The sequence below is a fragment of the Paracidovorax konjaci genome (assembly GCF_900112675.1).
Classification (GTDB): domain Bacteria; phylum Pseudomonadota; class Gammaproteobacteria; order Burkholderiales; family Burkholderiaceae_C; genus Paracidovorax; species Paracidovorax konjaci.
The window spans coordinates 161,608-175,890 of sequence record NZ_FOMQ01000005.1; the positions used below are offsets into that span (position 1 = coordinate 161,608).

Sequence of the window (14,283 nt, forward strand, 5' to 3'; positions counted from 1 at the left end):
AGGCACACCACCACGAGGCCCACGCCATGAGCACCACCCCCTCCTCCCCGATCGCGGCGCAGCGCCGCCAGGCCGTCGACGCCACGCTGGCGGAAGTCCGACGCCTCATCGAGCCCGGCACGCCCGACCGCGCCACCCTGGCGGCCATCACCGCACGGCTGGAAGCGCTGGCCGGAAACAAGGCATTGTTCAGCCGCGCCGACTTTCCCCCGCCCGCTGAAACCGAGGGCGTGGGCGCCTCCACGCGCTACCGCCTCAATCCCGAAGGCGGCGACGGCGGACTGGCGCTGTACCTGAACTCCATCAACCCGGGCAAGACCACCGCACCGCACAACCACACCACCTGGGCCGTGATCGTGGCAGTGGAAGGCCAGGAGGTGAACCGCCTGTACGAACGCACGGACGACCGCAGCGACCCGGCGCGTGCGCAGATCCACGTGGCCAGCGAATTCACCGTGCAGCCGGGCGCCCCCATCGCCTTCCTGCCGGACGACATCCACAGCATCCACGTGGTGGGCACCGAACCCACCCTGCACTTCCACCTGTATGGCCAGCCGCTGGAGACGCTCACGGCCCGCGTGGCCTTCGACCCGGAAACCGGCGAGGTGAAGAACTACAACGCGGCCTACTTCCGCCCCAGCGAGGCCGTGGCATGAGCACCCCGCACCCGGCCTCTCCCCTGGGCGCCGCCACGCGGCTTCTGCATGCCGGCGCACCCGCGCTGCGTGGCGGCTCCGGCCCCGTGAACGTTCCCGTGGTGCGCACCAGCACCGTGCGCTTCGAGAACACCGCGGCCTACGCCGACCACCACCACCGGCGCACCGCCGGCGAGCGCGTGGCCTCCTACGGCCGCCATGGCCTCGACACCCACCGCGCGCTGGAGGATGCCGTCACCGCGCTCGAAGGCGGGCACCGCGCCTTCCTGGCGCCGTCGGGCCTGTCCGCCATCACGCTGGTGCTGGTGGCACTGCTCTCGCCCGGCGACCACGCCCTGGTGGCCGACAGCGTGTACTCGCCCGTGCGCCGCGTCGATGCCACGCTGCTGCAGCGCCTGGGCATCACGCTCGAATACTTCTCGCCTTCGCAGGACGACCTGGCCGCGAAGATCCGGCCGAACACCCGGCTGGTGTACCTGGAGTCTCCCAGCTCGCTGCTCTACGAGGTGCTGGACCTTCCCGCGCTGGCCGCCACGGCGCGCGAGCGCGGCATTCCCGTGGCCGCCGACAACACCTGGAGCGGCGGCTGGTTCTACCAGCCCCTCGCGCTGGGCGCCAACCTGTCGATCCAGGCGGCCACCAAGTACATCGCCGGGCACTCCGACGTGATGCAGGGCATCGTCGTCACCGACTCGGCCGCGCTGTCGGAGAAGATCGGCACCGCCTACGAAGCCCTGGGCCTGACCATCGGCGCGGACGACGCCTACCTGGCCCTGCGCGGCGTGCGCACGCTGCCCGTGCGCCTCGCGCAGCACCAGCGCCACGCCACGCAGGTGGCCGAGTGGCTGCAGGGCCAGCCCCAGGTCGGCCGCGTGTTCTATCCGGCGCTGCCTTCCGACCCGGGCCATGCGGTCTGGAAGCGCGATTTCAGCGGGGCGAGCGGGCTCGTGTCGTTCGCGTTCGAAGACGGCGCGGATGCGCGCACCGCCAACGCCTTCATCGACGCGCTGCGCTTCTTCGGCATCGGTGCGTCGTGGGGCGGCTACGAAAGCCTGGCGCTGGTCGCCTCGCCCGAGCGGCTGCGCGAACACAGCGCATGGCGGGGCACACAGCCCGTGGTGCGCCTGCACGTCGGGTTGGAGGATCCGCAGGACCTGATCTCCGATTTGGACCAGGCCTTTGCCCGCGTGGCGTCGCGCCGGCGGCTGGCGGCTGCGGCTTAACTGAAGGCGGGCAAGCAGGAGGCGGCGGCCGCCGCCTCCGCCTCAGGCCTGACCCCGGGGGGGCAGCTCGGCCGAGGCCAGGAACCCGCGCACGCCGCGCAGGTAGGCACTGCGGTGCTGCTCGCCGCGCCAGTCTTCGATGATCTGCGCGCGCGGTGCCAGCGCGGCCAGTTCGCGCGAGACTTCCAACGGATGGTGGATATCGTTGCCCGCCAGGACCAGCAGTGGCGCAGAGATGCCGCGCACGAAATCGCGCGACACGCTGAAGACGAAATCTTCGTTGCCGAAGAGGTTGTGTTCGAGCGCATGCAGGTGTGCGGCCGGCACCCCGGCCAGGCGCCCGCCCGCACTGTCCACCCAGGCCTGGAAATTCTCGCGCCGCAACGGCGCGTTGCGCGGCGTCCAGCCGATGGGCTGCTGCAGCACGGCGGAAGCCACGCGGTGCGGAGCCCGCTCCACCAGGCGCAACGCGAACGACGCGCCGATGCAGGCACCGAGCACATGGAACCGATCGATGCCCAGCGCGTCGAGCACGCCCAAATGGTCGGCAGCGAACGTGTCCCAGCCATCGTGCGGCCCCACGGGAGCGACCGACAGCCCGGCGTTGCGCTGGTCCACGGCGATCACCCGCCGATCACGCGCCAGCTCCACGGTGGGATCGGGCCAATCGCGCGCGCGCCCATCGTGCGTGTGCCGCCACAGCCCGATGCGCGACCGCAGCCCCCCGGGCGCCAGCAGCAGCACGGGCAGGCCCGTATTTGCCGATGCCGCCGGGCCATAGTCTTCCCAGTGGATCTGCGCGCCCAATGCAAGTGTCGGCATGTCGGCTACTCCACGCGGGCGCCGATGCTTTTGAGCAAGGGCGGGAAGGAGGCCACGTCGCGGTCCAGCTGCTGCGCGAACGCCTGCGACGAACTGCCCACGGGCTCGAAGCCCTGCCGCACCAGCTGCATCCGGAAATCCGGGTCGGCCAGGGCTGCGGTCACGGCCTGGTGTACGCGTTCCACCACGGCCGCGGGTGTCCCTGCCGGGGCCAGCAGGCCGAACCAGCCATTGTCGAGTTCGATCGTGATGCCCGCTTCGGCGAGCGTGGGTACCTCGGGCGCGAGGCTGGTGCGCCGTTCCTGCACCACGGCCAGCGCGCGCAGCCGACCGGCCTGGAGATGGGCCTGCGCAGCCGGGAGCGCCACGATGGCCGCGTCCGTCTCGCCGCCCAGCAGCCCGACCAGCGCCGGGCCGGCACCTTTGTAGGGAATGTGGCGCCAGTCGCCGCCCTGGGCACGTTGCAGCTTCACAAGCGCCAGATGGTTGCCGTTGCCGAAGCCGGGGGTGCCCACGCTGATGCCGGTGCTCCGCGCACGGGTCGCCAGGGCCGCCATTTCCCGCGCGGGCGCATCGCTGCGGACCACGATCACCGTGGGCGAACTGGCAACGATGCTCACGGGCGCGAAGCTGCGCACCGGGTCGTAGCGGACACGGCCCTCGAACAGCGTGACATTGGCCACCAGCGCATTGCTGGTCAGCAGCAGCGTCTGGCCGTCGGGCTTTTCTCCGGCCACCAGCTCATGCGCCAGATTGCCGCCCGCGCCCGCGCGGTTTTCCACCACGACGCTCGCGCCCAACCGCTGGCCCAGCCCGTTCGCCAGCCCGCGCCCCAGCACGTCCATGGCGCCGCCAGGCGCCAGCGGCAGGACGAGACGCAGGGTGCGGGCGTCGCCCACCGCAGCACGGGCGGGGACCCCGGTGCCGAGCGCGGCCCATGCGGCGGCCCACTGAAGCAGTGCACGCCGCGAGGGTATGTTCGGTGCCGTCATCTGCGCCGCCCCTCCCGCTCAGACGGCTGCCGGCAGCAACCGGATGCTCGAAGAGCCCTCGCGCTCCAGTTGCGCCACCAGCCCGAGTTCCCAGTCCAGGTACTGCTGGAACCCGGCATTGCGCAGCCGCAGGTCGCTGTGTGCGTAAGGGCTGTACCAGTGGTCGTCGTCCCCGGTCAGCACGTCCTCGGCGCCCTGGGCCACCGGCAGGCCGCTCGCGGCCCAGGCGCCGGTGCCGCCGGCAATGGCCCGTACGTCGCGCCCGGTGCGTGCCGCCAGTTCGGCCGCCACGCTGTGTGCCAGCACGCCGTCGGCCGAAGTGAGCAGCACGGTGCGCTCGGCCGGCAGGTCCGCCACGAAGGCAGCCAGGCGGTCGGGCACGGCGAAGCGCGCACCGTCGATGTGCTGGCGCTCGAACGCGGCACGGCGGTCCACGTCGAAGGCCACAGCGCCGCCGGCCTGCAAAAGGTCCCGGGCTTGGTGCGGCGACACCGTCGGGGCCGGCACGTGCGATGCCAGCACGCGCAACGGCTCCGGGCCCGCAACCAGCGTCGGCAGCGCGGGCGGCGTGAACACGTAGACCTCGTAGCCTCCGAGCTGGGCGAGCCAGGCGCCGGTGGTGAGCGCACGCACGCCATCCCAGTCGGCCAGCACGATGCGGGCGCCGCGCGTGCCGGCGTATTCGTCGGTGGCCTGCACGAGCTGCCCCCCGGGGGCCCAGCGCCAGCCCTCCAGGTGGCCGGCCAGGTATTCGCCCTGCGTGCGCACGTCGAACCGGTAGAGCGTGCGCTCCTGCGCTTCGGCTTCGAAGCGGGCCAGCGCGGCCGCGTCGATGCGCTGCACACCGGCCCGGCGCGCCACGTCGGCCGCGCGTTCGCGTGCCGTGGCGAGCGTGCCGGGCGAAGGCTCGGGCAGCGGCGTGGCGCGGCCATGCGCCAGCGTGCGCCCGGTCAGGAGCCAGTCCATGGTGCCGTTGCGCAGCGAGGCCACGCGGTTGGGAATGCTGGCATCGATGAGCGTCTGCGCGCCGACGATGCTGCGCGTGCGGCCTGCGCAGTTGACCACCACGAAGGTGTCCGGGTCGGGGGCGATCTCGCCGATGCGGTAGACCAGCTCCGCCCCCGGCAGGCTGTGCGCGAACGGCAGGCTGAAAGCTGCGAACTCCTCGGGCGTGCGGCTGTCGACCACCACGATGTTGTCGCCGCGCCCGACCCGCTCGTGCAGTTCCTGCGAGGTGATCCAGGGCGTGTGCTTCTCGTGCTCGATGACCTCGCCGAACGCCTTGCTCGGCACGTTGGTGCCGCTGAAGATCTCATAGCCCGCACCGGCCCAGCCGTCGGTGCCGCCCGCCAGTACCGACACGTTGCGCCAGCCCAGGCGCACCAGCTTGGCGGCGGCCTCGTGCGCGATCGTTTCGTCGCCGTCCACCAGCACGGTGCGCGTGCCGCGCCGGGGCACGAGGCGGTCGATGAGCAGCTCCAGACGCCATGCCGGTGCGGATGCCGCGAACAGAATGTGGCGGTGTGCGAACACACCGGTCTCGCGCACGTCGAGCACGGCGATCTCTTCGCCGTCGGCCAGCGCGGCCTTGAGCGCCTGCGGGGTGATGACCGGATGGTGGATGGATTTCGGCGGTGCGAAGGTGCGGTAGGTGCCGCCCGCGAGGCCCTCGAACACCACGCGCCCGGGCATGCGCTCCAGGCCGCGGCCGTAGAAGTGCAGATGCAGGCCCGGCTCGTCGCCCACCAGCTCGATGGTGTGCACGTCGGTGGGGGACAGCTGCACCGACACACCCGGGACCACGTCCACCGTGCGCTCGGCGGAGAGCGCGTCGCGCAGCGGGTCGGCCGTCGTGTCGCGCCGGTAGAAGACGTTGCGCTCGTTGCCGCGGATGCCCGCGATCAGCGCCCAGGTGGTGTGGTCGTGGGGTGGCTGGGCCTTGCCGGGCAGGCCGGCCGAAACGTAGAGCGCATACCGGCCGCCCGGCTCTTCGCTCAGGCGGTACACCTGCGCAGGATGGTCTGCCGAGACGGGGAAATGCTCCGGCGGGAACAGCTCGCGCTGCAGCCCCAGCGCCTCCAGGGCCTGCGCCACGCCGCGCAGCTGCTCGGGTGTGGCGCCTTCCGGATCGGGCACGAGGCGGCGGGCGGTGGCAAGGAACGCGGCGACGGCCGAGGCGCGGCGGCTGGCGAGATCGCTGCCCGAGAAATCGAGGGAGACGTGGGTCTGGGTCATGGCGGTGCGGTGCCGGATAGGAAGAGGGGAGGAAGCAGCCCACGGTACGGGCCAGGAGGCCCTGCGGCAACGACCGAATCCGTCTATGGATATGCGCCGGCCTCGCGCTGCGGCGGGCATGCGGTGCATGCGCGCATCGATGACCGATATGCGCCTTTCTTCGTTCACGCGGCGGGCTTGCCTGCCTAGATTGGCATCCATCCTCCACCCCCACCCGCCTGCCATGACCGCGACCGACAAAAGCCGCCTGACGCGCCTCCTGACCTTCCTCCTGGCCCTGGGGGTCCTGGCCGCCACCACGCTGCATTCGGCAGCGCTGCAGGCCGCGCCGGACGCCGCGGCCGCCTTTCCGTCCAGGCCCGTGCGCATCGTCGTGCCGGTGGCCGCGGGCGGCAGCGCCGACAAGCTCACGCGCACGCTGGCCGACAGGCTCTCGTCGCTCTGGGGCCAGAGCGTGGTGGTGGAGAACGTGGCCGGCGCGAGCGGCACCATCGGCGCGGGCCGCGTCGCCAAGGCGGCGCCGGACGGCTACACGTTGCTGCAGCAGGGCGAGGGCATCACGCTCAACGGCATCCTGTTCCGTGACCTGCCCTACGACACGCACAAGAGCTTCACGCCGATCATCAAGGCCGTGGTGAACCCGCAGATCCTGGTGGTGCACCCGAGCACCGGCATCGGCAGCCTGGGCGAGTACGTCGCACGCGCCAGGGCCCAGCCCGAGAGCATCAGCCTGGGGTTGCCGGGCAATGGCGGGATCGCCCACGTCGCGCACGAGATCCTGACGCAGGAGACGGGCGCCAAGGTCAACTACATCCCCTACCCGGGCGGCGGCCCGGCCACGCTCGACGTGCTGGCGGGCCACACCAACGCGACCCTCATCACCCTGGCCGCCGTGACCGACTACGTTCGCGCCGGCAAGCTGCGCGCCCTGGCCGTGACCACGTCCTACCGCTCTCCCGCGCTGCCCGACGTGCCCACCGTGGCCGAGGCCGGCGGCCCGCCCGGCTTTTCGGTGGAAAGCTGGCAAGGCTACTTCGCGCCGGCCGGCACGCCACCGGCCATCGTGGCGAAGATCAACCGCGACATCGGCACGGTGCTGCAATCGCCCGAAGTCCGCGCGCAGCTGGAGGCGCAGGGCTTCAAGGTGGCCGGAGGCACGCCGCAGGCGCTGGCCGAGAGCCTGCAGGCCGAACGGCCGCTCTACGCCAAGGCGATCAAGACCGCCGGGCTGACGCTGCGCTGAAGAAGGAGGGTGGGCGAACGGCGGCACCCCCATGCCTCGCCGCACGGAGGCCCCTGCCTGCGCTGCACAGCTTGTGCAGACGGTAGGGGCCGCAACGCTCAGGCCGGCGCCGCCCGTGCCCCGTCGCTGCCCAGCCGCCCGGCCAGAAAGTCGATGAAGCTGCGCAGCTTGGGCGGCATGTGCCGCCGGCTGGCATACACGGCGAAGAGCGTGCCCGCAAAGCGGGTCTCGCCCGGCAGCGTCACCAGCCGCCCCGCGGCCAGATCGTCCTCGATCAGCCAGTCCGGCAGGAAGGCCGCACCCATGCCGGCCACCACCGCGTGGTAGCTGAGCGTGGTGTCGCTGGATTTCATCACCGTGTCGATGCGACGCTGCACGCTGGCCTGCAGCATTTTCGCGAAGCGGTCGGACGGCAGATAGTTGGGCACCACCACCGGCACCGGGGGAAAGCCGGCGGCCGGAGCATCGCCCGGGGGCGCAGGCACGCCCGGGGCGGCGACGAGGTGGAACGACACCGGGCACAGGGGGCGTGCGATCAACTGCGGCGCGGGCTCGTCCGTCATCCGGAGCGCCACGTCGAACCCCTCCGACACGATGTCGACCATGCGGTTGTCGAGGTGCAGATCCAGCCGCACTTCAGGGCACGTCTGGCGATAGGCCGCCAGCAGCCGCGCGAAGCGCGGCGTGGCGCACCAGACCGGCGCACTGATCCGCAGCTCGCCGCGCGGCCGGTCCTGCCCCTGGCCCACCGACGCCGCGGCCGAATCGAGCAGCTCCAGTGCCTGCCGGCCCTGCGCATAGAACGCGGTGCCGGCCTCCGTCAGGCTCATGCTGCGGCTGGTGCGATGGAGCAGCCGGGCTCCCAGCGTGCGCTCCAGCCGTGCGATGTGCTTGCTCACCATGGGCGGCGCCATGCCCAGCCGGTCCGCCGCCGCGCTGAAGCTGCCGGCTTCGACAATGGCCTGGAAGACGCGCACCCCGGTCAACTCCAGCTCGGAAGGCTCCATGGTTGCCCCAAAAGGAAACGATGCCATCACTTTAGCGCCATCGATTTCTTTTCAAGGAAACCCTAATCTGGCAACCGTCGCCACGCCGTGGCTTTCTTTCCCAGGAACCCTTCCGCCATGACCTCCGCTTCCTACGGCTCCCCGGTCTCCGCCCGCCCGGCCGGCAAACCGCTGCGCATCGCACTGTGGGCCGCGCAGTGCCTCGTCGCCCTGGCGTTCTGCGCTTCCGGCTTCATGAAGCTGACCACGCCCATCCCTGAACTGAGCGCGATGATGCCGTGGGCGGGGCAGTACCCCGTGGCCTTCGTGCGGACCATCGGGCTGATCGATCTGGCCGGCGGGCTGGGCATCCTGCTGCCCGCGCTGGTGCGCATCCTGCCCCGGCTGACCGTATGGGCTGCGCTGGGTTGCACGGTACTGCAGGTCTTCGCCATCGCCTTCCACCTCAGCCGCGGCGAGGCCATGGTGCTGCCGCTGAACCTGGTCCTGCTCCCGCTGTGCGCCTTCGTGCTGTGGGGGCGTGCGCGGCAGGCGCCGATCCACGCCCGCGGCGGCTGAAATCGCACCGGCCCCGTGCTGTGGCTCCCACCCCACCTTTTACGGAACTCCCCATGCCCACGACCGCACTCCTGCCCACCTATTTCATCTCGCACGGCGGCGGCCCCTGGCCCTACGTGCCGGAGATGCGCCGCGCCATGCACGCCCTGGAGCAGTCGCTGCAGGACATCCCCCGCCAGATCGGCACGCGGCCCGAGGCCGTGCTGGTGGTGTCCGGCCATTGGGAAGACGATGCCTTCGCCGTGATGTCCAGCCCCCGGCCGCCGATGGTCTACGACTACTACGGATTCCCGCCCCACACGTACGAGGTGCGCTACGCGGCGCCGGGCGCACCGGCCCTGGCCGGGCGGATCGCGTCGCTCATCGCGGCCGCTGGCCTGCCTTCCCGGCTCGATGCAGGGCGCGGCTTCGACCACGGCACCTTCGCGCCGCTGCAGGTGATGTATCCGGATGCCGACGTGCCGGTGGTGCAGGTCGCCCTGCAGCAGAGGCTGGACCCCGCGCAGCACCTGGCGCTCGGCCGCGCGCTGGCGCCGCTGCGTGCGGAAGGCGTGCTGATCGTGGGCAGCGGGCTCAGCTACCACAACCTGCGGCGCTTCGGCGACGCCGGGCGCGCGCCCTCGGCCGCCTTCGACCAGTGGCTGCAGGACGCGCTGGTGCGCACCGCGCCGGCCGATCGGGCAGCCCGGCTGGTGGAGTGGGAAAGCGCCCCCGCCGCCCGGCTGGCCCACCCGCGCGAAGACCACCTGATCCCGCTGATGGTGGCGGCCGGCGCCGCCGAGGCCGAACCGGCCCGGTGCATCTACCACGAGGACGACATCTTCGGCGGCGTGACCGCCTCCAGCTTCCGATTCGGCTAGCCGCCAGGCTCCGGGGGCGCCCCGTGTGGCGCTTCAGCCCGGCACGCCCGCCACGGGGGAATCCGTCCCCGCCTGCGCCGACGCGGGCAGGCCGAACACGCGGTCGAACGCCCAGTTGAAGACGAAGGTGTAGACGAGGAAGAACAACAGCAGGCCCAGGTCCATGAGCAGGGCTTCCCACAGACTGACGCCGAACCACCACGCCAGGACCGGCACGAGGATCACGGCCAGCCCGCCCTCGAAGCCGATGGCATGGGCCACGCGCCGTGCCGTGCTGCGGCCGCGCACCGCCTGCCGCGACTCCCAGCGCTCGAAGGCCCAGTTGAACGCCAGGTTCCACACGATGGCGATGGCCGAGGCGATCACCGCCACCCCGCCCGAATGCCCCGCCCCCTGGCCGGTCGCCCACATCATCCCGAGCGTGGCGAACGCGATGGCGATCAGTTCGTAGAGCGACACATAGACCACGCGGCGAAGGGGGCCCTGCAGGCCGGATGGACGGAAAGCAGCGGAAGAATGGAAAGGCATGCGCCGGACTTTATTTGCCGCGTGCTGACATATAAAGTCGGCTTCTTTCAGTTTTTTTGACAGATTGCAGGCCCATGGCATTTTCATCCGACAGCGTGCAGGTGTTTCTGGCCGTGCTGGACCACGGCTCGTTCTCGGCGGCGGCGCGCGCCCTCTCGCGGGTGCCATCGGCGGTGAGCATGACCATCGGCCATCTGGAGGCCGAGCTGGCCGTGCAACTCTTCGACCGGGCCGGCCGCGAACCCCGGCCCACGGCCGCCGCCCGCGCGCTGGAGCCCCAGGCGCGGCTCTTCGCGGCGCAATTGCGGCAGCTGAATGCGCAGGCGCTGGCGCTCACGCAGGGACTGGAGGAGCGCCTCACGCTCGCCATCGCACCGGAACTGCTGGCCGGGCACTGGAACGGCCCGCTCGCCGCCCTGGCGCAGGAGCATCCGTTGCTGCAGGTGGAGGTGCTGGCGGCACCGCAGGCCGACGCGCTCGCGCTGCTGCATGCGGGCCGCGCCCAGCTCGCGCTGGTCTTCGAACGCCCCAGCCTCGACGGCCGGGAGGGCTTCCAGGAGGTGGGCAGCGAAACCCTGGTCGCGGTGATGGCGCCCGACCACGCGGTTCTGGCCACCGTGCGCGGCGCAGGGAGTGCGGGCGGCCCCGGTGGCCAAGGTGCCCGGCTGCGCGAGGAGCACCTCACCACCACACGCCAGATCGTCGTCGCCGGCCGCGACCTCGCGCACACCGATCCCCGCCTGGTCTTCGCACGGCACCACTGGCGCACCGACAACCACCTCGCCGCGCTGGGCCTCATCGAAGCGGGCCTCGGCTGGGGCTGGCAACCCCGGGCCCTGGCCGAGCCGCGCATCGCCGCCGGCACTCTGGTGGAAATGCCGTTCGAGAACCTCAGCAACGGCATCGCCCTCTGGGTGGATGTGGTGTGGTCCAAGGAACGTCCCCTGGGCCTGGGCGCACGGCGATTCGTGGAATTGATGGCGAAGCAGGCCGGGCGGAACGCTTGAGCGGCGCGGCGGCGCAGGACATCGAAATTCTTGTTAACCGACAGTTAAATGCACGTTTGCTTTTAATAGCCGTGACGAGCCCTAGCATCCGCCCCCGAATAAACGGCCGGAAAGGGGATCGATGCGATGACTGCGGAACTTGCCGCCACGTTTTTCACGGTGGGTTATGCCCAGTCCGTGGCGCAGTCAATGGAGCAGAACCGGATGGACGTTCTGGTACTGACGAAATGCATGACATTCCCGCACTGCGCAAAACCATGCTCTGGAGCACTCCGCTCTTTCTTGGCATCGCGGCAAGCTGTGTTGTGGTGACTCTGCACGGGGTTGTGCCGGTCTTGCAGGCAATTGCTGCACTGGCACCCGTGGTCCGCATTGCTCCTGCTGCCCAATTGGCACCGTTCGTCGCGGTCGTTTGCATCATGGCCATCATGCTCGGCGCCCTGCGGATCGCCCGGCGCAGCGAAGTGGCAATCCGGAAATTCGAGCGCGCTTTCACCATTGCAGTGCGTGCCAGCGGTCTCGTGATGTTGCTCATTCCGGTGACGTCGTTGCTCCAACGCCTTTACATGCCGAGCATTGGCTACACGGTCTGCCCCGTCCTTCAGGGCAGTCCCACCTTGTGGTTCACCGACTGGGTACGCGATCCCGCATGGTGCGTACCGGGCAAAAGCCTGGACTGGGTCATCGAACAGGCTGCGGCAGGGCCATCGACAGCGTCCCGGTGACAGCACGCGTGCGGGGCAGCCGACGGGGAAAGCGAGAGATCGTTCAACAATGAGAACTACTCTCATTTCTGATAGGATCGCCGGCCAAGGCCGAGCCCGCAACCCGCACCTGAGGCGGGTGCCCGGTTCTCCTGCCCCGGCCCTGCCCTTCCCCGTTTCCAACCGCTTCCCGCCATGTCCCACCCGCTGCACCGGGCGCTCTCGCGCCGCCGGCCTCCCCTTGCCTTGTCCACGTTCACGCTCTGCATGCTATCGGCGGCCCCGTTCGCCGCAGCGCAGACGGCCGCAGGGACTGCCGCTCCTGCCGCAGAGGCCCCCACCGCGCTGCAGGAGGTGCAGGTGCGCGATGCCGGCGACGCGGCTACCGGTTACCAGGGGGCGCAACGCGGCACGGCCGCCACGCGCACCGATACGCCGCTGATCGAGACGCCGCAGGCCGTGCGCGTGTTGCCGCGCCAGTTCATCGACGACCTGGGCGCCACGCGGCTGGCGGACACGGTGGATTTCGTGAGCGGCATCACGCGGCTCAACGACTTCGGCGGCACCTGGGACAACTACGCCATCCGCGGCTTCAGCAACACCGACGGCGGCACGCTGCTCAACGGCTTCGCCTCGTCGCGCGGCTACGGCCCGCAGCGCGACATGGCCACGGTGGAGCGCGTCGAATTCCTCAAGGGCCCGGCGGCCGCGCTCTACGGCAGCAGCGAGCCGGGCGGCACGGTCAACGTGGTCACCAAGAAGCCGCAGTTCACGCCTTCGCGCACGGCGAGCCTGCAGGTGGGCGGCCTGGGCTACCGCCGCGCGAGCCTCGACGCCACGGGCCCGCTCGCGTCGAACCTGGCCTACCGGCTGAACGTGGCGACCGAGGACGGCGCGAGCCGCACGAGCCTCGTGGACAACCGCAAGAGCGTGCTGGCGCCGGCCCTCACCTGGACGCTGGGCACGGGCACCGTGCTGCAGTACGAGGCCGAGTTCATCCGCATCCGCACGCCGCTGGACCGGGGCATCGTCCAGGTGAACGGCAACCCCGGCGCGCTGCCCGCCGACCGCTACCTGGGCGATCCTTCGCGCTCCAACCTGCACGTGAACGGCGACACCCACCAGTTCACGCTCGACCACGAACTGGGCCAGGGATGGCGCACGCGCCTGGGGCTGTCGCACCGCGAAACCGATCTCTACGGCGATGCCGTGGACCTGAACGGCACGCTGCGCGCCGATGGCCGCACGCTCACGCGGCGCGACAGCTGGCGCAGCCTGCCGGCGCGCGACACCTCGGTGCAGGCCGAGGTGGAGGGCAAGCTGCGCACCGGCGGCCTCGGGCACACGCTGCTGGCCGGCGTGGAATCGTGGCGGCTGTCCATGGGCCAGGACATCCGCTACTCCAACCTCGCCACCCAGCCCTTCGCGATCGACATCTTCCAGCCCGTCTACGGCCAGGCGCCCGGCACGCTCACGCCCGGCTTCGACACCCGCGACCGCCAGCGCGCCACCGGCCTCTTCGTGCAGGACCAGCTGGACCTGACCGACCGGTGGAAGCTCCTGCTGGGCGCGCGCTTCGACCGGTTCCACCAGGACTACGAAAACCGCCTCGCCGACACCACGCAGGCCCAGGAGCATTCGGCGGCCACCCCGCGCGCCGGTCTCACCTACCTGCTGAGCGACCGCGCGTCGCTCTACGTATCGGCCGGCCGCTCGTTCCGCCCCAACACGGGCGCGGGCGAAGACGGCGGCGCGTTCGCTCCCCAGAAGGGCAAGGCGTTCGAGGCCGGCGCCAAGTGGCAGTCGGCCGACCAGCGCCTGAGCGGCGCGGTGGCGCTCTTCGACATCCGCAAGACCAACGTGCTCACGCGCAGCCCGACGAACGCCAACTTCAGCATCGCCGCAGGCGAGGTGCGCAGCCGCGGTGCCGAAGCCGACCTGGCCGGGCAGCTCGACGCGCACTGGCGCCTGTCCGCCAACCTGGCCTACACCGACACCGAGGTCACGCGCGACAACAACCCGGCGCTGCTCGGCAAGCGCCTGGCCAACATCCCGCGCGTGAGCGCCGGCCTGTTCGCGATCCGCGAGGACCGGCTCGCCTCCGGCGGGCGCTACGGGCTGGGCGGCGGCCTGGTGCACGTGGGCGAGCGCACCGGCACCGCCACCGACACCTACCGCCTGCCGGCCTACACCACCGCACGCGCCACGGCCTACTGGCAGATCGACCCGCGCACGCGCCTCACGCTGGACGTGCACAACCTGTTCGACAAGACCTACTACACCGCCTCCTGGGGAGCGCTCACGGTGCTGCCCGGCCTGGGCCGGCAGGTGGTGGCGGGCCTGCAGGTGCAGTTCTGAGCGCGCCACCCGGCGATAGGCCCACCGGAGACTTGCCATAAAATATGCTCCATGCCGCCGGATCCATTGAATAGTTTGCTATATATTTAA

General features: G+C 70.9%; 13 protein-coding genes. 8 read left to right on the forward strand and 5 right to left on the reverse strand.

What is annotated here, in order from left to right; translation table 11 throughout:
- Positions 1-26: 26 nt before the first annotated feature.
- A complete protein-coding gene (locus BM144_RS09265; RefSeq protein ID WP_092951436.1) occupies positions 27-656 on the forward strand; it encodes a cysteine dioxygenase family protein in 630 nt (209 codons plus the stop codon).
- Positions 653-1,879 (forward strand): cystathionine beta-lyase, encoded by a 1,227-nt coding sequence (metC, locus tag BM144_RS09270; protein WP_092951438.1) that lies wholly within the window; start codon positions 653-655, stop codon positions 1,877-1,879. Before BM144_RS09265 ends, metC begins: the two co-directional genes overlap by 4 nt.
- Before the next feature lie 42 nt (positions 1,880-1,921).
- On the opposite strand, the gene BM144_RS09275 is transcribed toward metC, so the two are convergent.
- The 3 genes from BM144_RS09275 to BM144_RS09285 are packed head-to-tail and all read right to left on the reverse strand — an operon-like array spanning position 1,922 to position 5,928.
- Positions 1,922-2,701: an alpha/beta fold hydrolase gene (locus BM144_RS09275; protein ID WP_092951440.1), complete on the reverse strand. Its 780-nt coding sequence runs from the start codon at positions 2,699-2,701 to the stop codon at positions 1,922-1,924.
- A 5-nt stretch (positions 2,702-2,706) separates the two neighbouring features.
- Entirely contained in the window at positions 2,707-3,693 is a 987-nt protein-coding gene (locus BM144_RS09280; protein ID WP_092951442.1) for a tripartite tricarboxylate transporter substrate binding protein, read from the reverse strand.
- 18 nt (positions 3,694-3,711) lie between these two features.
- Positions 3,712-5,928, reverse strand: coding sequence for a rhodanese-like domain-containing protein (locus BM144_RS09285; RefSeq protein ID WP_092951444.1), 2,217 nt, complete (start codon positions 5,926-5,928; stop codon positions 3,712-3,714).
- A gap of 223 nt (positions 5,929-6,151) precedes the next feature.
- Here BM144_RS09285 and BM144_RS09290 point away from each other — a divergent pair, with 223 nt between their 5' ends.
- Complete coding sequence (locus BM144_RS09290) at positions 6,152-7,171, forward strand: tripartite tricarboxylate transporter substrate binding protein (protein ID WP_092951446.1); 1,020 nt, start codon at positions 6,152-6,154, stop codon at positions 7,169-7,171.
- Between the two features lie 98 nt (positions 7,172-7,269).
- Here BM144_RS09290 and BM144_RS09295 read toward each other — a convergent pair whose 3' ends face one another.
- On the reverse strand, positions 7,270-8,178 hold the full coding sequence (locus BM144_RS09295) for a LysR family transcriptional regulator (RefSeq protein WP_092951448.1): 909 nt from the start codon (positions 8,176-8,178) through the stop codon (positions 7,270-7,272).
- Positions 8,179-8,295: 117 nt separating this feature from the next.
- Here BM144_RS09295 and BM144_RS09300 point away from each other — a divergent pair, with 117 nt between their 5' ends.
- Positions 8,296-8,736 carry a DoxX family protein gene (locus tag BM144_RS09300; protein WP_092951450.1) on the forward strand — a complete coding sequence of 147 codons (441 nt, stop codon included), beginning with the start codon at positions 8,296-8,298 and terminating at the stop codon, positions 8,734-8,736.
- Positions 8,737-8,789: 53 nt separating this feature from the next.
- Positions 8,790-9,596 carry a DODA-type extradiol aromatic ring-opening family dioxygenase gene (locus tag BM144_RS09305; protein WP_092951452.1) on the forward strand — a complete coding sequence of 269 codons (807 nt, stop codon included), beginning with the start codon at positions 8,790-8,792 and terminating at the stop codon, positions 9,594-9,596.
- A gap of 33 nt (positions 9,597-9,629) precedes the next feature.
- Here BM144_RS09305 and BM144_RS09310 read toward each other — a convergent pair whose 3' ends face one another.
- Positions 9,630-10,124 carry a PACE efflux transporter gene (locus tag BM144_RS09310; RefSeq protein ID WP_092951454.1) on the reverse strand — a complete coding sequence of 165 codons (495 nt, stop codon included), beginning with the start codon at positions 10,122-10,124 and terminating at the stop codon, positions 9,630-9,632.
- Between the two features lie 74 nt (positions 10,125-10,198).
- Here BM144_RS09310 and BM144_RS09315 point away from each other — a divergent pair, with 74 nt between their 5' ends.
- The 3 genes from BM144_RS09315 (at position 10,199) to BM144_RS09330 (ending at position 14,193) form a co-directional block, all read left to right on the forward strand.
- Positions 10,199-11,131 carry a LysR family transcriptional regulator gene (locus BM144_RS09315; protein ID WP_092951456.1) on the forward strand — a complete coding sequence of 311 codons (933 nt, stop codon included), beginning with the start codon at positions 10,199-10,201 and terminating at the stop codon, positions 11,129-11,131.
- 227 nt (positions 11,132-11,358) lie between these two features.
- A complete protein-coding gene (locus tag BM144_RS09325) occupies positions 11,359-11,856 on the forward strand; it encodes a hypothetical protein (RefSeq protein WP_092951460.1) in 498 nt (165 codons plus the stop codon).
- Positions 11,857-12,030: 174 nt separating this feature from the next.
- Complete coding sequence (locus BM144_RS09330) at positions 12,031-14,193, forward strand: TonB-dependent siderophore receptor (RefSeq protein WP_353615074.1); 2,163 nt, start codon at positions 12,031-12,033, stop codon at positions 14,191-14,193.
- Positions 14,194-14,283: the final 90 nt, after the last annotated feature.